At 49.1% G+C, this 18,343-nt stretch carries 16 protein-coding genes; 1 reads left to right on the top strand and 15 read right to left on the bottom strand.

Features of this window, described 5'->3' with window-relative positions; translation table 11 throughout:
• Window positions 1-3: 3 nt before the first annotated feature.
• The 15 genes from FJD34_RS08750 to rfaH form a co-directional block, all read right to left on the bottom strand.
• Window positions 4-1,419, bottom strand: a complete 1,416-nt coding sequence (locus tag FJD34_RS08750) for a mannose-1-phosphate guanylyltransferase/mannose-6-phosphate isomerase (protein WP_090291565.1) — start codon at window positions 1,417-1,419, stop codon at window positions 4-6.
• A 240-nt stretch (window positions 1,420-1,659) separates the two neighbouring features.
• Complete coding sequence (gene fcl / locus FJD34_RS08745) at window positions 1,660-2,634, bottom strand: GDP-L-fucose synthase (protein WP_090291567.1); 975 nt, start codon at window positions 2,632-2,634, stop codon at window positions 1,660-1,662.
• Between the two features lie 3 nt (window positions 2,635-2,637).
• Window positions 2,638-3,762, bottom strand: a complete 1,125-nt coding sequence (gmd, locus tag FJD34_RS08740; RefSeq protein ID WP_032867366.1) for a GDP-mannose 4,6-dehydratase — start codon at window positions 3,760-3,762, stop codon at window positions 2,638-2,640.
• Window position 3,763: 1 nt separating this feature from the next.
• Window positions 3,764-4,738 carry a glycosyltransferase family 4 protein gene (locus tag FJD34_RS08735; RefSeq protein WP_029298656.1) on the bottom strand — a complete coding sequence of 325 codons (975 nt, stop codon included), beginning with the start codon at window positions 4,736-4,738 and terminating at the stop codon, window positions 3,764-3,766.
• Between the two features lie 66 nt (window positions 4,739-4,804).
• Complete coding sequence (locus FJD34_RS08730; protein ID WP_146552194.1) at window positions 4,805-5,764, bottom strand: EpsG family protein; 960 nt, start codon at window positions 5,762-5,764, stop codon at window positions 4,805-4,807.
• 59 nt (window positions 5,765-5,823) lie between these two features.
• Window positions 5,824-6,579 (bottom strand): glycosyltransferase family 2 protein, encoded by a 756-nt coding sequence (locus FJD34_RS08725; protein WP_090291571.1) that lies wholly within the window; start codon window positions 6,577-6,579, stop codon window positions 5,824-5,826.
• A gap of 119 nt (window positions 6,580-6,698) precedes the next feature.
• Window positions 6,699-7,637 carry a glycosyltransferase family 2 protein gene (locus FJD34_RS08720; protein ID WP_223232707.1) on the bottom strand — a complete coding sequence of 313 codons (939 nt, stop codon included), beginning with the start codon at window positions 7,635-7,637 and terminating at the stop codon, window positions 6,699-6,701.
• Window positions 7,638-7,695: 58 nt separating this feature from the next.
• Window positions 7,696-9,027 (bottom strand): oligosaccharide flippase family protein, encoded by a 1,332-nt coding sequence (locus FJD34_RS08715; protein WP_090291575.1) that lies wholly within the window; start codon window positions 9,025-9,027, stop codon window positions 7,696-7,698.
• Entirely contained in the window at window positions 9,027-10,046 is a 1,020-nt protein-coding gene (locus tag FJD34_RS08710; protein WP_090291576.1) for a GDP-mannose 4,6-dehydratase, read from the bottom strand. The genes FJD34_RS08715 and FJD34_RS08710 overlap by 1 nt, the downstream gene beginning before the upstream one ends.
• Window positions 10,043-10,927: an NAD-dependent epimerase/dehydratase family protein gene (locus tag FJD34_RS08705; RefSeq protein ID WP_090291578.1), complete on the bottom strand. Its 885-nt coding sequence runs from the start codon at window positions 10,925-10,927 to the stop codon at window positions 10,043-10,045. The genes FJD34_RS08710 and FJD34_RS08705 overlap by 4 nt, the downstream gene beginning before the upstream one ends.
• 2 nt (window positions 10,928-10,929) lie before the next feature.
• On the bottom strand, window positions 10,930-12,243 hold the full coding sequence (gene rfbH, locus FJD34_RS08700) for a lipopolysaccharide biosynthesis protein RfbH (protein WP_065942619.1): 1,314 nt from the start codon (window positions 12,241-12,243) through the stop codon (window positions 10,930-10,932).
• A gap of 26 nt (window positions 12,244-12,269) precedes the next feature.
• Window positions 12,270-13,355 (bottom strand): CDP-glucose 4,6-dehydratase, encoded by a 1,086-nt coding sequence (rfbG, locus tag FJD34_RS08695; RefSeq protein WP_090291580.1) that lies wholly within the window; start codon window positions 13,353-13,355, stop codon window positions 12,270-12,272.
• A gap of 2 nt (window positions 13,356-13,357) precedes the next feature.
• Window positions 13,358-14,131: a glucose-1-phosphate cytidylyltransferase gene (gene rfbF / locus FJD34_RS08690; protein ID WP_065942621.1), complete on the bottom strand. Its 774-nt coding sequence runs from the start codon at window positions 14,129-14,131 to the stop codon at window positions 13,358-13,360.
• 13 nt (window positions 14,132-14,144) lie between these two features.
• On the bottom strand, window positions 14,145-15,188 hold the full coding sequence (locus FJD34_RS08685; RefSeq protein ID WP_223232708.1) for an FAD-binding oxidoreductase: 1,044 nt from the start codon (window positions 15,186-15,188) through the stop codon (window positions 14,145-14,147).
• Between the two features lie 83 nt (window positions 15,189-15,271).
• Complete coding sequence (gene rfaH, locus FJD34_RS08680; RefSeq protein WP_223232709.1) at window positions 15,272-15,796, bottom strand: transcription/translation regulatory transformer protein RfaH; 525 nt, start codon at window positions 15,794-15,796, stop codon at window positions 15,272-15,274.
• A gap of 445 nt (window positions 15,797-16,241) precedes the next feature.
• On the opposite strand from rfaH, the gene FJD34_RS08675 reads away from it, so the two are divergent.
• Window positions 16,242-18,335, top strand: a complete 2,094-nt coding sequence (locus FJD34_RS08675; RefSeq protein ID WP_090291582.1) for a sulfatase-like hydrolase/transferase — start codon at window positions 16,242-16,244, stop codon at window positions 18,333-18,335.
• The last annotated feature ends 8 nt before the right edge of the window (window positions 18,336-18,343 follow it).

Genomic DNA, 18,343 nt, shown 5'->3' with positions numbered 1-18,343 from the left:
TAATTACCCCTTTACACGACCGTAGATATCTTCAAAACGAACGATATCGTCCTCACCCAAGTAAGACCCCGATTGAACTTCGATCAACTCAAGGGGAATCATTCCCGGGTTTTCCAGGGCGTGAATCTGACCAATCGGGATATAGGTCGACTGGTTCTCGGTCACCAGGTAGGTTTTCTCACCATTGGTCACACGTGCAGTCCCGCTCACGACGATCCAGTGTTCGGCACGATGATGATGCATTTGTACCGAAAGCTTCTCGCCAGGTTTGACGGTGATGCGCTTGACCTGATAACGCTCGCCGTTATCGATGGAGTCGTAGACACCCCACGGCCGGTAGACCTCACGATGGTTGGTGTGCTCGTGGCGCTTGCAGCCCTTAAGTTGCTCAACGATCTTCTTCACGTCCTGTACGTGGTCCTTGTGCGCGACCAGTACCGCATCCTTGGTTTCCACAATGACCAGGTTTTCAACGCCAACGGTGGTCACAAGGCGGTGCGTTGCGTGCACATAACTGCCTGAAGTGTTTTCGGACAGAACATCGCCCTTGAACAGGTTTCCCTGCTCGTTTTTCTCGCCCGAATCCCAGATAGCTGACCAGGAACCGATATCACTCCAGCCGGCATTCAACGGCACCATCACCGCGTCGCTGGTTTTCTCCATCACCGCGTAGTCAATCGAATCATCAGGGCTACTGGAAAAGATAGCGCTGTCGACCCGGGTGAAGTGCATATCCTGCTCGCCTTTGGCCAAGGCTTCACGACACACCGAAACGATCTTCGGCTGGAAACGCTCCAGTTCCTGAATGTAACGACTGGCACGGAACATGAACATGCCGCTGTTCCAGAAGTAACTGCCTTGAGCAAGATAGTCTTGTGCAGTAGCCAGGTCCGGCTTTTCGACAAAACGGCTAACTTCAAAACCACCCTCGCCTACCGCCGCCCCCATTTGAAGGTAGCCGTAGCCCGTTTCAGGGTGAGTTGGCGTGATGGCAAAGGTCACCAGCTTGCCCGACTCGGCGAGCACCAAGGCTTTGGCGATACTCTGGTGGAATGCGTTCACATCCTGAATCAGATGGTCAGCGGCCAATACCAGCATGATCGGATCGGTCTGCTCGGACAGGGCCTGCAAGGCAGCTAAGGCAATGGCCGGCGCCGTATTACGACCTACTGGCTCCAGGATGATATTGGCCTCTTCCAGGCCCAGTTGCCGCAGCTGTTCAGCGGCGAGAAAACGATGATTTTCATTGCAGATCAATCGTGGAGTTGCGTGCTCAAGGCCATCAAGACGTTGGATCGTCGCCTGGAGCATGGTCAAGTCTGGATCCACCAAAGGCAGGAACTGCTTAGGGTTAAGCTGACGAGACAAAGGCCATAAGCGAGTGCCGGAGCCACCCGCCATGATTACTGGAAGAAACATTCAATCATCCTTTGATTCTTACGAAATCAGCGCGGCTGGATACGCGCGGGTGTTGTGACACATGAGTACACGACTCAGGGATACTCATCATACGCTTCGTGTTAGTTCGTCTGCAGCTCAATAAAGAGGCACAGAGGTAGAACCTGACACGCATCGTGAGAAAAGTCCTTCATCTGGTGCTGTATGAATACAAAACGAGGAGCGGCGACGCCCGTTAAGACCTCGCCGCCCACAAACCGTTCAGCCTCGAACCTCCAAGCGGTTAACGACAAACCACTGATAGGCATCCCGCAAGCCGTCTTCGAGTTCGATACTCGCTTTCCATCCCATGGATTCGAGTCTCGATACGTCCATCAGTTTACGCGCCGTGCCATCCGGCTTGCTAGCATCAAAACTCAAGGTTCCTTTGAACCCGGTGACCTTGGCGATGGTTTCAGCAAGCTCACGGATCGTGCAATCGATCCCTGTTCCCACATTGATGTGCGAAAGCATCGGTTGAGTGTTGGCTTTATATACCTCACCGTCGAGTTCCATCACGTGAACGCTGGCGGCAGCCATATCGTCAACATGCAGGAACTCACGCATTGGCTTGCCGCTACCCCAAATGGAGACTTCTTCGACAGACTGCTCTACAGCATCATGGAAACGACGCAGCAGCGCCGGGATAACGTGGCTGTTATCCGGATGGTAGTTGTCGTGGGGGCCATATAGGTTCGTCGGCATCACACTACGATAGTCACGACCATGTTGACGGTTGTAGCTCTCGCACAACTTGATGCCCGCAATCTTGGCAATCGCATAGGGCTCGTTCGTCGACTCAAGCGTACCGGTCAGCAGGGCTTCTTCCTTCATCGGCTGCTCGGCGAGCTTCGGATAAATGCATGAAGAGCCCAGGAACAGCAGCTTTTGTACGCCTGCACGATGTGCGGCTTCAATCACGTTAGCCTGGATCATCAGGTTATCGTAGATGAAGTCGGCGGGGTAAGTGTTATTAGCATGAATCCCGCCTACCCGCGCGGCAGCCAGGTACACCTGGCTGACCTGATGCGTATCGAAATACGCTCGCACCGCTTTCTGGTCCAGCAGGTCAACATTCTCCCGACCTAAGGTCAGGATGTTCTGATAACCCAAGTCGGACAGGCGCCGCACAATGGCCGAGCCGACCATACCGCGGTGCCCTACGACCAATACGGCCTCATTAAGATTGCGCGCCACCGATCAGTTCTCCGTTGCTACAGGGATCTCATGACCGTGCTGCTTGAGCAAGGCATGACGCTGCGCTACTTTCAGGTCTTCGCGAACCATCTCGGCGCACATTTCCTGTACGGTAATTTCCGGCGTCCAGCCCAACTTGGTCTTGGCTTTGGTTGGGTCACCCAGCAAGGTTTCCACTTCGGCAGGACGGAAGTAACGCGGATCAACACGCACGACCACATCACCCACGTTCAAAGCAGGCGCTTTGTCACCTTCAATGGACTCGACGACCGCAACTTCGTCAACGCCAGCGCCTTCGAACCGCAGTTTGATACCCAGTTCAGCAGCGGACCAGCGCACGAACTCACGCACCGAATACTGAACGCCGGTGGCAATCACGAAGTCTTCAGGCTCGTCCTGTTGCAGCATCATCCACTGCATCCGTACGTAGTCTTTGGCATGACCCCAGTCACGCAGTGCGTCCATGTTGCCAAGGAATACACACTTCTCCAGGCCTTGGGAAATGTTGGCCAGGGCGCGAGTGATCTTGCGGGTAACGAAGGTTTCGCCACGGCGAGGCGATTCGTGGTTGAACAGAATACCGTTGCAGGCGTACATGCCGTAGGCCTCACGGTAATTGACCGTGATCCAGTAGGCATACATTTTTGCAACGGCATAAGGCGAGCGCGGATAGAAAGGTGTGGTTTCTTTCTGCGGAATTTCCTGTACCAGGCCGTACAACTCGGAAGTCGATGCTTGATAGAACTTGGTCTTTTTCTCAAGGCCCAGCAGACGAATGGCTTCCAGGATACGCAAGGTACCCATGGCATCGACGTCAGCCGTGTACTCAGGAGACTCGAAGCTTACGGCAACGTGGGACTGTGCACCGAGGTTGTAGACCTCGTCCGGCTGCACTTCCTGGATGATGCGGGTAAGGTTGGACGAATCGGTCAGGTCGCCGTAGTGCAGGACGAACTTCTGGTTGTCGACGTGTGGATCTTCGTAAATATGATCGACACGCTGAGTGTTGAACGACGACGCTCGGCGCTTAATACCATGAACCTCATAGCCCTTAGCCAGGAGAAACTCCGCGAGATAGGAGCCATCCTGCCCCGTTACACCTGTGATCAACGCCTTCTTCATATTCATCTCACTGCTTTTCATCTAAAAGGTTATTGTAAACGCTCACAGTCTGCTGAAAAGTCGAATCCCAACTGAACTTCTCTGCCTGTGCCCTGCCCATAACGATATATTTTTGTCGATTATCGACACTATAAAAGTAGCGTATAGCATCACGCAACTCCGTCGCCTCACCTTTTTCAACAAGGAACGCCGAAGTACCTGCGACTTCGGGTATCGAAGACGAATTCACCGCGATGACTGGACAGCCTGCACGCATTGCCTCCAATACTGGTATACCAAACCCCTCATACAAGGAGGGATATACAAGACAAATAGAACGATTATATTCTATATTCAACTCAGCATTGGATAAAAAACCTGCATGCTTATAACGGCCTGGAATTTTCTGCTCCAGAAAAATCAGCTCTGCGGGAGAAAACCCTCCCCCACCAACACAAACCAATCCTAAACCCGACAATTGGCTAATCGCATCAACAGTGGCCTCAAAATTTTTGTATCCGCCACGAGCGCCTACAAACAAAACTTGTTCAATAACTTCAATCGCTAAAGGGGCATAGTCGTCCGACACCCCATTAGGCACAACAACCACACGCGGCTCATACTCTACGCCATAAAACTCAATTAAATCGCGCTTGGTGCATTCAGAGACACAGATGATTTTATCAGCTCCAAGCACAGCTCTCTTTTTCTGCCAAGAATGCACCCGCCGTTTCAGGCCAGAAGAATAGCGCTCATAAGTAAAGTCATGAACTGTCGTTACAATTTTCCCCTCTCTATTACTCGGCAATCTGTAGTAAGTAGAGTGAAATACATCATAGGGCTGTTTAACCTCAAAATCCCTATAACGCTCTAGTGGCCGCTTAGACTCAGGAACAATCATTTCATACGTACCAACCGAAAGGCGAGAAAGCAACTCGTTAAAAAGTACAGATATGCCTCCACCGCGCTGTAAGTTATAAATCACCCCATCAAATAAAATCATATTCGACCTCGAAAAAAGTCATAGCACGTAATGAAAATGGCATCTGAACCACTGCAGAATCGAAGGTTAGCCTGCAAAACCAAGGTAAAAATAAACATAATACATCATACCAGTTGAATATATCGCAATGTAAACGAATAAAACCCTATATCCCAGAACACGCCAAGCACTTGCCAGTGACAGACAGCAGAACATAAAAAAATAATCAGACAGCCTATATGCAAGCGCAGGAACAGAACTAAACAACGAGAACACAAACACTCCCAAGCATAGCGTCTGAAAGTATAGCAAAATCAGCCTATCTCGCCCAACATAGACCAAATGCAAAAACAAAGGAATCAGGCAATAAAAAACTGGAGAAAAACGCCTCAACAAAGAAATATCTGAGAACACACCTTCTTTCTGAAGAGATAAATACAGTGCTGTTTTTCCGGTAAAATCCAGAGTCCCCAAAAAAGTGACAATATCCCCGCCTGGGAAAAGAGTGTTTATAAACAAGACAACCAATGCTAGCAGGAGCAACCCCATTGAAACCAACAAATAGTTACCCAAAAAAAACAAAACAACTGAAACTAAAAACACTACAGCGCTCACATGAAAAAAACATGCTACGCAGATCGCAAATAGCATCTTGTAACGAGAACAACATACATAAAAATAAAAAGCCAAAAAAATGAAACTCGCTGCCAGTCCTGCGCGAATTTGCGTATAATCATACAATAAAAAAACATATGACGCGTAAGCCAATAAAGATAAAAACGGATAAGGCGACAGCTTCCAAATAACGAAAGCCTTTATAGGAACAGATAAAAAAGCGTATATAAAAAACACACCTATACCTGACGAAAATAAAAAACTCGCCAAATACGAAACAAGTCGAAAGGACAATTCAACATCCGCAGCTTCCCCGGACATTATTGAACGATAATAGCCCAGATAAGCAACTGCATCCCTTGAATTCTCGGGAGCAACAAAAGCCGCAACATACACAAGCAGAGCAACAAGCCCCCAATATAGAAACTTCATTCTATATCTCAGCGACAATATAGAGCTTAGAAACACCCCCCCCCAAACAGATAAAAACACTAAATCTTCCTCCGCACAGGACGGATCACGCTTTTTACGAACCCCTTAAGCATTTCCAAAAGAACAATTCGAATATAATGAAAGTTAACAACGCTTGACTTATTAACACAATTCCACCAAGCAACCATTGCATCAACTCGCTTGATATCCGACAAGCCTCCAGATGTAACAACACTGATCGCCTGATCAACTTTTAAAAAGTTCCCACCTGTAGCACTCAACCCATAAAAAAACTCGAAGTCCGCGGCAATTCTATTCTTAATATTATAGAGATTTTTCTTATGGAGATTCAAATCAATGAACGCACTTTGATGAGAAAAACAAGACCCCTTCCACAACTGATTGACGCTACCCCCCTTGCGATACCTCTTTCTCCCCCCATCATAATCTACAATGCAATCACCATAAATTACATCCACGCCTGCGTAAGACTTACCATCAAAAACCTCCTTAATGGAGCTATCACTATAAAACATGTCACCGGCATTCATAAAGATAATCCAACGACCGCTACAAAGCTCAACCCCTTTATTCATCGCATCATAAATACCTCGATCAGGAGCACTTACAAGCTGCAAATCTCCGGAATATTTGTCTATAACATCTAGAGTTCCGTCCGTACTGCCGCCATCGACAACCCAATACTCAATTCCACCTGCCCCCACATCTTGCTCAAGCACACTTTTAATAGTAGCTTCGATACTACCGAATGCGTTATAAACAACTGTGACAACGGAAACTAAAGGTTTAATCACAAACTCACCATATGAGTTAAACGACGACTAAGGTAATCCGCATAGATTCAGAGTCGCCATTCATTCCTAAACACGTTATTATCACTCTGAAAAACAACCAATACATAACAGAGAGAACGTCAGAAAAACCTACGCAACACCTTACGTATTACCGCTACAAAAATATAGAAAAAACTCACATTAAAAATCTGATTCTCGACATAAAAATCAGATATCCGCTCAAGACCAAAACTCTTAGCTGCAGAGTACCTTCTAAGATCCATAAATAGTCGGGAGTTAAGTACGCAAATCAAATCGGGCCTGTAAACCTCTGCAAAATGTGCTCTAGCCATATCATAATGCAACGGTAACTTCCCATCCGCTGACTCAATACTGATCGACCCCGGATGAGCTCTAAAATAAGATATTGGATTCGATATATATGCTATTTTTTTATACTGATTCGCCGTCAATAAAAACAACAAAAGATCATTACCAATAGCATGCATTGAAAAATCACTACCCGTTGCATTTGGGATATGCAACATCAAGTTTCTTTTAATATCCTTAAGATAAAATACAGCACACCCTGGAGATAGCGGATAGCCCTTTGCCTTAAAGTCGCCCTGAATGAAGGACTCAGCCTCGTAGATTCCAGTTTTACCGTTGGCATAGGAAAGCACGCCCGCCTCAGGCTCTTCGGTAAAAATCTTGGTAGCGGTATAGACAAAACCAACCTGAGGGTCATCAAAATACGGAATTGTTTTTTCCAGGAAGTCAGGTGAAATCAGATCATCCGACCATAAAATTTTGGCGAATACGCCAGTTGCACATTCCACACAGCGCAGCCAGTTGCGGACTGGCCCTAGATTACTTTCGTTCTTAAAAGCCTTCAAGCGCGGGTCGCGATTGGCATAATCGCTTATAACTGACCAAGTGCCGTCAGTACTGGCATTGTCAACAACGATCACTTCTATATTTTCATATGTTTGAGAGAGCGCAGAGCTTAGTGTTTCCGAAATTATACCTTCACGGTTGTACACAGGTACGAGAATACTTACCAACGGTTTTGTAGACACCATACCAACTCATCATCCATATCAATTAACAATATTTTTACTCGGAAAGAATCTGCTCTCACATCATTGAAACACCTGGTGATTGAGAGCGAGTGAGCCTGAATACCTGTAAAGGTAGCAAGATCGCAGAGAACAGTAAGCTCAGGGTTGCTGCCAAGACAACACCCTCCACCCCCATTCCAAAAACTTTAACCATGAGCAACGCCAAGGGTATATTCAAAACCATCGCTACAAGCGCGGTATATAGCTGTACATTTACTGCACCCGCACCATTGAGCATCATTGCAAAAATATTGTTCCATGTGGTGATAGCAACGAACACAGCCACGGAGGCGACCAAACCCAGCGAAACCTTAAAGTCATGACCGATCCAAACCCCCACAATAAATTTAGTTAGGAAGACCAGGAAAATTATTCCAATAATTACAACTGCATAGAGTTTCAACTGATTTCGCAACATTCTTACAATCCAGGCATTATCCTTGCGATGATAAGCGTCAGTATAAGCGGACCATAAGGGTGATGAAATTAGCGTATGCAAGAATGCAATAACACTGAACAACTTGAAAACCACTTCGTACTCAGCAACATGCTCTGGACCAAATAGTTGAGTGATCAATATTTTATCGGTAGTGAACACAACCAGCACAGCCAACTGAATGATAAAAAAACGAATCCCCACAGAAAGCAGAGGCGTTAAATGCTCACGCTGTAACGATAAATCGGGGGACAAATATTTATATTTACGATAAAACCAAGCTGTCAGCAGAAGGTTCCCGCCTAATAATCCGGCACCGTACATCCAAGCGAGCTTACCAATACTACCTGAGGTAAAATGATATAGAAGATAAGTAACCAACAGTGCAAATACGTTTGTAAATAGCTGCCCCAGCGATATCAAAGCGCTTTTCTGAACAGCCCCCAACAACGCAGTAATCAAACCAACCCAGAAATTTACCAACACAAAGCTGATAGCAACTTGTACGGCATACCTAAGGTCTTCTTCTACCACGACCGTCGTATTAAAAACGCCCTGCCAGGAAATACCGTATGATGCGAAAAAGAACGCCGCCCACAGCCCGAGCGCAATAAGACCTATCAGGCTATAGGCAGAGGATATATAGCTGCGAGCCTCATCAGGTTGATCCTTGGCAAGAGATTCCGCTACTTTGTTACGCAATCCATTACCAACACCCAAATCAAAGAAAACGACCCAAGACATAATCGTTAGCATCGTCGACCAAACACCAAACTGCACAACCCCCAAGTATGAAATCATAATGGGAATTACCAGAAAAGACGCCGCAACAGCGGCGCCTTTATAGAGGACCGATCCCTTAACCTGCCTCAGATAGTTATTCGTCCGCTCAACGGTTACATTCTCGGGCATTACTGCTGACTCACCCATTCCACCATCTGAGTCACGCCATCACGTGAAGACACCGCTGGTTTCCAGCCTAAAAACTGATAAGCCTTTGCGATATCAGCTACAAATACCCGCTGATCGCTCTCACGCACTGGAAGCTTGGTATAAAGCAGTTCTATATCATTAATTTCATTCAGCAACCCAAACAACTCAAGCAACGAGAGACTGTTATCTATACCGCCCCCCACGTTGAATGCCTGGCCCTTCGCTTTCTCGATGTTATGCACAGCGCTCATGTACAGTGTCTTCATATCATCCGCATGTAGGACATCACGCACTTGCTTGCCAGTACCCGAGATAGTAAATGGACCAGTGGACGAGCCTGTTTTCAACTCAATTGCTTTCTGGCAGAACCAACCCACCCAGCCTTGATCGTAGGTTGCGAATTGACGCCCCCCGTACATCGATGAATGTCGGAACACCACGGTATTCAGGCCAAAAATACGTGCATAGTCCAACATGTACTGGTCTGCGGCACCTTTAGAGCAACCGTAAGGAGAGTGAAAGTCGAGTTGCGTGGTCTCATCAAAACCTTTAGGTTTTTCTATACACTCGTACCGCGATGCTGTTTCACGATACGCAAATTGCTCAAGATCGCCATACACCTTGTTGGTCGAAGAATACACAACCGTCGCATCAGGGGCATGCAGTCTTACCGCCTCAAGAAGGTTATGCGTTCCCATCACATTGACCTCAAAATCCATTCGCGGATTGGCAATAGAGGTGGTCATTGCGACTTGGCCGGCCAAGTGGAAAATCACATCAGGCTCATATGATTGAACGACTCGAGTGATATCGTTTTGATTTCGAATATCGCCGTGCTCGAACTTGAATCCTCCCTGGCTTTGTAGCCAGCCAAGGTTCTCGCGAGAACCGCTCCGGTACAAGCTGTCAAAAATAACAATTTCGTCCCCGCGCTGGATGGCGTCGGACGCCAAGTTACTGCCAAGAAATCCGCAACCGCCAGTAATGAGCAACTTCATCGAATAATATCCTTGTCTATCGTTTTTTGTATCCCCTCTTCTAGAGAGGTACGTGGCTCCCAACCGAGAGCACGAAGGCGGCGGGTGTCTGCCTGAAAGAGCATTGCTTCATTAGCGCGATACGGCACAACGCCGAAATTCAACTGCGTACGAGATGAAGTCATTGCATGCGCCAGCTCCACGAAATGGCGCACCGGCCAGGCATCACCGGACCCGACTTCAATTTCCTCGGAGTCGGCAATGCTCGAGATACGAGAAAGAATCGCATCGTAAGCACTGACGACATCATCAATAAACACAAAATCCCGTTTTTGAACGCCAGATGTCAGATTCAAGGCGTCGACGTTCGTCAGACACGAACCGATCACGTAAGTTGTGAATTTGCTGTCGTCGTCACCAGGACCATACATGTGCTGCAGCGCGACATTGACGAACTTGATCATCGAGCCGCTTTGCCCAGCCTGAAGCGCGCCGAAGGCACTGAAACTCTGTTTCGACATGGCATAACTGCTGACGGCAGGATCAAGTATGGTTCCCGTATTCACAAAAGCAACACCCTTGCCCAGTTGCTTGGCTGCCTCCAGTAGCAGGAGCCCAAAACGTACATTCGCATCAAATATATCGACAATGGTCTCTCCCGCACGGCCATAGGCACATGCGGTATGCACAATATAATCTGGCGCAACCGTAGCAACCGCTGAGGAAACATCTTCGTCACTGACGCAAGTGTATAACTGGATTTCCGTGAGTAGATCTTCGATCCTGATGAACGACGAGGTCGGGCGAACCAAGGCCGAGACCTGATACCCAGCCCGGACCCAATGTCGAGCAAGTGCGCTACCTAAAAACCCGGTAGCGCCCGTCAGCAGTATATTTTTCATACTTAGAAGTTAATACCAAAAAACTCTTCAAGCTTCTCGCCGATAAAATCGAACTGCGCCTGGCCCAAGCCTGGATAAATCCCCAGCCAGAATGTCTGGTTCATCGTACGATCCGTGTTGGTCAGCTCACCCACTACACGGTATTCGATGCCCTGGAAGTACGGCTGGCGGGTCAAATTCCCTGCGAACAGCAGACGTGAGCCGATGTTGTTCTGATCCAGGAACTTCAGCAGGTCAACGCGCTGGACACCCGAGCTTTCTTTAAGTGTCACCGGGAAACCAAACCACGAAGGATCACTATTTGGCGTAGGTTCGGCGATTTCCAGGAAGTCGGACAAGCTGCTTAGACGCTCTTTGAGCAACACGTAGTTGCGCTTGCGCGTGTCAATGAACTCTTGCGCTCGGTCCAGCTGGGCTAGGCCGCAGGCCGCTTGCATATCGGTGATCTTGAGGTTGTAACCCAAGTGGGCGTACACGTACTTGTGGTCGTAGCCCTGTGGCAGGCTGCCGAATTGCTGGCCGAAGCGGTCGCCACAGGTGTTGTCGCAACCTGGTGCGCAGTAGCAATCGCGACCCCAGTCGCGGAAGGACTCAGCGATCACTTTCAGCTGTGGGCTGTTGGTAAAGACTGCACCGCCCTCACCCATGGTGATGTGGTGAGCCGGATAGAAGCTCAACGTGCAGATATCACCAAAGGTACCTACCAGCTTACCGTCGTACGTAGCGCCCAACGCGTCGCAGCAGTCTTCGATCAACCACAGGTTGTACTTGTCGCAGATGGCTTTGACTGCACCCAGGTTGAATGGGTTGCCCAAGGTGTGGGCAAGCATGATGGCCTTGGTCTTGGGCGTAATGGCCGCTTCAATCAAGTTGGTATCAATGTTGTGAGTGACCATATCGACATCGACGAACACCGGGATCGCCCCGAACTGCACGATTGGGTTTACCGTAGTCGGGAAGCCGGCGGCAACGCCGATCACTTCGTCACCTTTCTTGATCGCACGATCCCCCAACTTCGGGGAGGTCAGCGTACTGAAGGCAACCAGGTTGGCCGAAGAACCAGAGTTGACCGACAGGGCATATTTGACGCCCAGGAACTCAGCCAGTTTCTGTTCGAACTGTGCATTGAAACGCCCAGTGGTCAGCCAACCATCCAGAGAGGCCTCAACCATTAATTGCAGCTCACGAGCCCCAATAACCTTGCCGGAAGGCGGAATAACGCTTTCGCCAGCAACAAAAGGTTTGGGCGCCAGGGCGGCTTGAGCGTACTGCTCAACGAGTTTACTGATTTCCTGGCGAAGCATATCGGGTGTCATGGCGTTTCCTGCTTGAAAAATTTGGGTTACTTGCCGCATGAAGACATGGCGGCCATATAGGCGTCGATTTCCTGCAGACACAGGGAGTGAACATCATCCCCGGCCAGCCAGGCTCTGTGCCAATTAACGATGTAGGCCAATGTTGTCTCCAGGGACCACGTCGGCGACCAGTGCAAGTGAGCACGGGCCTTTGATACATCAAGTTTCAGATAGCGTGCTTCATGAGGCTGAGGGTTTTGATCCAGGGCCCAACTGGCGCCCTCCCCCCACGTCTGGACCATATGGTCCAGGATCCAGTCGACTGGCCGAGCATCTTCATCTTTCGGACCGAAGTTCCAGCCCTGAGCCACTGCCTGACCACGCTCCCACAGATTTTCAGCCAGGACCAGATAACCACTGAGTGGCTCCAGCACATGCTGCCATGGTCGTGTCGCCTGGGGATTGCGAATAACTACCGACTGCTGCTTTTCAAAGGCGGCAAGTATATCTGGAATCAACCGATCTTCGGCCCAATCGCCGCCGCCGATTACATTCCCGGCGCGCGCAGACGCAAGTGCAGTGGGTTGCCCACTGCCGAAGAAAGAGTTGCGATAGGCCGAAGTTACAAGTTCGACGCAGCCTTTGCTGTTGCTATAAGGGTCATGGCCCCCCATAGGTTCGTCTTCTCTATAACCCCACTCCCACTCACGATTCTCGTAGCATTTGTCTGTCGTGACATTGACGATTGCGCGCAGGCCGGGACATTGGCGCGCTGCCTCAAGTACATGCACGGTCCCCATCACGTTGGTGGCATAGGTTTCGACCGGCTGCTTGTAAGACAGTCGTACCAGCGGTTGCGCCGCCATATGAATCAGGATATCGGGGCCAAAGCTGACCATGCTCTGAGTCACAGCCTGCAGGTCGCGGATATCACCGATCTGCGATTGCATACCACCCTCGACTCGCGCCTCATCGAAAAGCGCCGGAGTGGTAGGCGGAGCCAGGGCATAACCCTTGACCTCGGCCCCCATGCTTTGCAGCCACAGGGAAAGCCAACTTCCCTTGAAACCGGTATGGCCCGTCAGGAATACCTTTTTGCCTTTCCAGAAGGCCGGAGTGACAGAGGCTTTCATTTTCACTCCCAGCTTTTCCACGGCGCCTTGCCCGATGTCCAAAGCTCTTCAAGCAAATGTTTATCTCGCAGGGTATCCATCGGCTGCCAGAAGCCTTGATGCTCGTACGCCATCAGTTGATTATCGGCTGCGAGGGTCATCAAGGGCTCCTGCTCCCATACACTGCTGTCGTCACCAATGTAGTCGAGAACCTGAGGCTTCAGGACAAAAAAGCCGCCATTGATCATGGCGCCGTCACCCTTGGGTTTTTCCTTGAAGTTGAGGACTTGCCCTTGGCGAATGTCCAGGGCGCCGAAACGACCTGGTGGATAGGTCGCCGTCAACGTAGCGGCCTTGCCGTGCTTTTTGTGAAAATCGATCGTCGCGCTGATATCGATGTCACCAACACCATCACCGTAAGTGAAACAAAAAGACTCTTCATTTTTTACATATTCAGCGACGCGGCGCAGTCGACCACCGGTCATCGACTCATCGCCAGTATCGACCAGCGTCACATTCCAAGCTTCTGCACGCTTGTCGTGAACTTCCATGGTGTTGTCACGCATGTTAAAAGTGACATCTGACATATGAAGGAAGTAGTTGGCGAAGTACTCTTTAATGACATAGCCCTTGTAGCCACAGCAAATAATGAAGTCATTAATACCGTGCGCAGAATACATTTTCATGATGTGCCACAAGATCGGCTTCCCACCAATTTCCACCATTGGCTTGGGCCGGGTACTGGTTTCTTCGCTCAACCTTGTGCCTAGCCCGCCAGCCAAAATCACAGCTTTCATCGTTTATCCTTAATTAATTCGAGCTTACAAAAGCGTCGGAGTAGAAATTCTTGTGTGGTAGGCCAAGGGCCAGGAGTTTCTCTTTGGCGCTATGAATCATGCTCTCGGAGCCACAAGCATAAACAACTGCGTCTGCAAGTTCGACAGCATCATTCTCGACAATATCCTGCACATAACCGATCCGCCCACTCCAGCCGTCGCCTGGACGCGACAGCACCGGGATAAATGTGGCCGGAAGTGAGCCCAGCTCCGGCTGCCAATAGAGATCAGCCTCACGACGCCCCCCCCAGTAGATGCGTATGCTTTTGCCCACTACCTGCGCCGGATCCGCAATCAACTGCTCAAGAATGGCCTTCACCGGTGCAATACCCGTCCCAGTAGCCAGGAATACCAGGTTGGTTGGCGATGTGTTGCGAAGTGCAAACGTACCTTGAGGCCCTTCCAGACGAAGCAAGTCATTCGTAGCGATTTCTTCAAACCAGTACTGGCTCATCACACCATCGGCGACTTGCCGGATCTGCAACTCCAGCTTTCCGTCCGAACGAGGAGCGTTGGCCACGGAGTAGCTTCTTCTCACACCATTTTTGCCGATGACATCAACGTACTGACCGGGAAGGTACCTGAGCGGATTGTTCGGCGGTAGCCTGAGAACGACCTCTACCACATCACCTGCGAGCCGCCTGACCCCGTCGACTCGACAAGGCAGTGTCTTGCTCTGGATGTCCGCGAACAGGCTGAGATCTTCAATATCTAGTCGCACATCGGCAACGGCGGTCCGGCAGCATGTCAGGATAAAGCCGGCCGCCAGCTCTTCCGGGGTCAGCACAGACTCATCATGATGAATGACCTGGGTCTCCCCAACAGCGTGGGACCGACAGACGCCGCAGCGTCCCGAACGGCAGCTGTACTCCAGCACTACACCATGCTTTTTCGCACTGTCCAGGAGCGTTACGCCCGGCTCACAGATAAATGTCTTTTCATTAGACAGGGTTACGGTTGACATGGTGATTGCAGTTCGTTCTTGAAAAGTTTGATTAAAAGACAGAAAAGAGTACATGAACCAGACACGCTACCGCCCCAAGATTTATCGTCATAGCCTTGAGGACGCACAGCCTACGATATCAACATCCCTCTTCGACCTCAGTATGAAGCGACGCTTTTGAGTGGCAGCGTCAGTTCCTGTGCACGATTAAGTAGCTTTATAAGCAGCACAACACGCTCATCACCGGTTGCGGCCTTGAAAATGGCCTCGACACCAGCAAAACCGTCATCCAGGATCCGAACCTTGTCGCCTGCCTGAAAGGCTATCGACAACACACCATCGCGGCTTTGGAACTGGCTCACGAGCCCGTCATTGACTGCAAGCGGCTTTCCACCGAACTTCACCACATGGCTCACGCCGCGAGTAGAGCGCAAGGGAGACCAGCCTGCATCATCCGTTATTTGTATGAACAGATAACCAGGAAACAGAGACTCAGATAGAACCTGGCGGCGACCACGTACGATCTTTTCTCGATCGCACATGGGGCGACAACAGCTATAGCCCTGACGAGTGAGATGCTCCTCGGCACGCCCATCCTGCCTTGGTTTGCATTGCACCAGATACCAGGCAGACATCGGGGAGACGCTGATAACAGCCGAGCCGTCACTGTGCCTCAGATCCATGTGTATTTCACCGAAGAATCCTCCATGCCTAGACCAGCCTTCGTAGCCCTTTGATATCCAACGCGCTTACGCATGCTCAGCCTAAGCATGCGTGGCACCGTGCCTCTACTCGACACCACAAGGTTTAACTGGTCGATTATACGGCTATTGGAGATTTTCAGTAACCTTTGATCTCCGCTACCAAGACCTGTACCAGTGAACGGAATACCCACGGGCCAGATACATCTGTTCTGACGTTGCCCCAGGCAACCCTAGCGAGGCCCGTATGTATGTTTTCATTTCCCAACCTGCACCGACACCATGCGCAGTAGGCAGGATGCTCGAGATGACAACAAAAAGACAAATCAGTTCAAAATGGGTGAATCCGTAGGCCATTTCCTATAAAGTGCTGATCCTAGCTACAAAAAGCACGAACTATTAATTTCCGTAGGGACCTGGAAACTGCATGCCAGCTTATCTAAACCGCTTAACCCTTAGTATTTTTTCCGCATCCACTTTATTCCTTTGGATACCACTCTATTCATTATATTTATCACTGGGCGATATCAACTTCAGCATAAGTGGCTTCTTTGTTTTCTCACTTATGATGACGGTAATATTCGGACTTTTATTTTTTGCAATCCACCTTTTACTGACTTTTTTTCGATTGAGCTGGTTTGCTAATGGCTTACTTTATTTCTTAATATTCTGGGTATCACTCGCCGGGCTTCTGCTACCTCTAGCTGGTAAAGCAGGTATGACATCTCCTGAAAACCTGCCAACCAACTATCAAAATCTGATATTAGTGGCAAGCCTCTCACTTGCATTGACACTACTCACCTATACTAAACTAAAGTCCGCCACACTGGCTTTCGTAGTCATCCTAATATCGACTTCTTTAGGCTCAGCAGCATACACTTTATATGAAACCGGCTCCTCCATGAGTCGCTTTTCCGGATTATCCAGCAACGACAACGTCATCATCTTGAGCCTTGACGGCCTCGCGAGCAATGTCGCAAAAGAAGTGATTGAAGAAACTCCGGAGCTAAAAGAAATATTCAAAGACTTCATTTTTTATGACAATGCTGTATCGCTAGCGCCTGCCACCCTTGCGTCACTACGCTCTGAAGTTTATGGAAATATAAAATTCAGAGAACTAGCTACCACATCAAGCAAATTAAAGCCAAAGCTAGCTAACACTCTAAACTCAATAAAACGCGAACAGGTGGCATCTTCGGACGTCATGACCTATGGAGTGTACAGCGTATTTAATGAAACACCCTCAGATATCATTATCCCCGGAACACTCACAACAAGCAGTTTGAGTGAGCGCTCCTCAATTGCGCTCAGCTTTTATCCACATATAGCTGCGCGCATTGGCACGCCTGCACTTACCCAATTCATAGGTAAAAAACTCCAAGCATTCCAACAGGAGTACCTATACGACTCTAAGGCAGAGCGAATTGCCCACCACCGAGGAGAAGCCTGGGACGCGCTAAACACTCTCCAGAGCGGCGAGTTCGTCGCCCTCACGCAAAATTTACACGCAACTAGCTCCACACGATCCGTCCGATATATGCACCTCCTACATACGCACTTCCCAGTCGATTTTGATGAGAAGTGCATATATAGAAGCGACAGTACAGAGTGGTTTTCAGCCAACCAAAACTATGAAGGCCTGAAAAAAGAAACTCATTGCGCACTACAACAGACCGCAGACCTTCTTACAAAGCTCAAAGACCTGAATATTTATGACAAAACTATGCTTGTCGTTAAAAGCGATCACGGGGCCCCTGCAAACTACTTTGACTCAGACCCTGATGGCATCACCTTCAACGGCAACTCACTGTGGGGCTACAATCGATATCGCCCTCTAATGATGATCAAAGCACGTGAAAACGAGAACACCTCGATAACTTACAACAGTAACTTGACGAGCTTGAGCGATCTAGCCAAGACACTGTGCCTTCACTCACCCGAAAACTTGAAATGCAATGTATTTGAAGGCTTAGACTTATTGGGCACGCCAAACGAACAAGAAAGTCCTTTTCTATACATGGACATTGTAAAGGACCCAATATCCTCTTTTGATTTCGACACTCAAATGACAATCGAAGTCCCTAGAAAAAATAATTTTCTGGAAGCCCTAAAAAGCACAGGAAAAATAAACTTCAAAGAGTCTGAGATGGCTAGATACTTGCAGCGCAAGCAAGATCTCGAGAACCTGAAAGCTGCCTTAGAAAAGTATCATAATGACAAAGGTAGCTACCCACTAAGCCAGGGTTTTAACGGCCTCTATAGCATTTGGGGAAGCTCGGATAAGAACTGGATCCCAGGGCTTACGCCAAAATTTCTCAAAACGCTGCCTCGAGACCCTAGCCTCAGCGAAGAGAAGACCCCTCAATACATCTATTACTCCAACGGAACGGACTACAAATTGCTTTCACACGGTGCCGGAGCCTCTACTTCGATTGCGCAAAGACTCGAAGCGCAACTAGTCGATCCCACTCGTAAAACCTATGCGTTCGGCTTCTGGACCCCCGGAGCCAAAGACTGGTAAATCCTGGC

The sequence above is a fragment of the Pseudomonas brenneri genome, assembly GCF_007858285.1.
Taxonomy (GTDB): domain Bacteria; phylum Pseudomonadota; class Gammaproteobacteria; order Pseudomonadales; family Pseudomonadaceae; genus Aquipseudomonas; species Aquipseudomonas brenneri.
This window is presented reverse-complemented; position numbering and strand designations above follow the sequence as displayed.

Excerpts from the sequence above, each read along its gene's own strand:
- FJD34_RS08750 (WP_090291565.1), bottom strand. The coding sequence starts at position 1,419 with ATGTTTCTTCCAGTAATCATGGCGGGTGGCTCCGGCACTCGCTTATGG.
- gmd (WP_032867366.1), bottom strand. The coding sequence starts at position 3,762 with ATGAATATGAAGAAGGCGTTGATCACAGGTGTAACGGGGCAGGATGGC.
- FJD34_RS08735 (WP_029298656.1), bottom strand. The coding sequence starts at position 4,738 with ATGATTTTATTTGATGGGGTGATTTATAACTTACAGCGCGGTGGAGGC.
- FJD34_RS08730 (WP_146552194.1), bottom strand. The coding sequence starts at position 5,764 with ATGAAGTTTCTATATTGGGGGCTTGTTGCTCTGCTTGTGTATGTTGCG.
- FJD34_RS08715 (WP_090291575.1), bottom strand. The coding sequence starts at position 9,027 with ATGCCCGAGAATGTAACCGTTGAGCGGACGAATAACTATCTGAGGCAG.
- FJD34_RS08710 (WP_090291576.1), bottom strand. The coding sequence starts at position 10,046 with ATGAAGTTGCTCATTACTGGCGGTTGCGGATTTCTTGGCAGTAACTTG.
- FJD34_RS08705 (WP_090291578.1), bottom strand. The coding sequence starts at position 10,927 with ATGAAAAATATACTGCTGACGGGCGCTACCGGGTTTTTAGGTAGCGCA.
- rfbH (WP_065942619.1), bottom strand. The coding sequence starts at position 12,243 with ATGACACCCGATATGCTTCGCCAGGAAATCAGTAAACTCGTTGAGCAG.
- rfbG (WP_090291580.1), bottom strand. The coding sequence starts at position 13,355 with ATGAAAGCCTCTGTCACTCCGGCCTTCTGGAAAGGCAAAAAGGTATTC.
- rfbF (WP_065942621.1), bottom strand. The coding sequence starts at position 14,131 with ATGAAAGCTGTGATTTTGGCTGGCGGGCTAGGCACAAGGTTGAGCGAA.
- FJD34_RS08685 (WP_223232708.1), bottom strand. The coding sequence starts at position 15,188 with ATGTACTCTTTTCTGTCTTTTAATCAAACTTTTCAAGAACGAACTGCA.
- rfaH (WP_223232709.1), bottom strand. The coding sequence starts at position 15,796 with ATGGATCTGAGGCACAGTGACGGCTCGGCTGTTATCAGCGTCTCCCCG.
- FJD34_RS08675 (WP_090291582.1), top strand. The coding sequence starts at position 16,242 with ATGCCAGCTTATCTAAACCGCTTAACCCTTAGTATTTTTTCCGCATCC.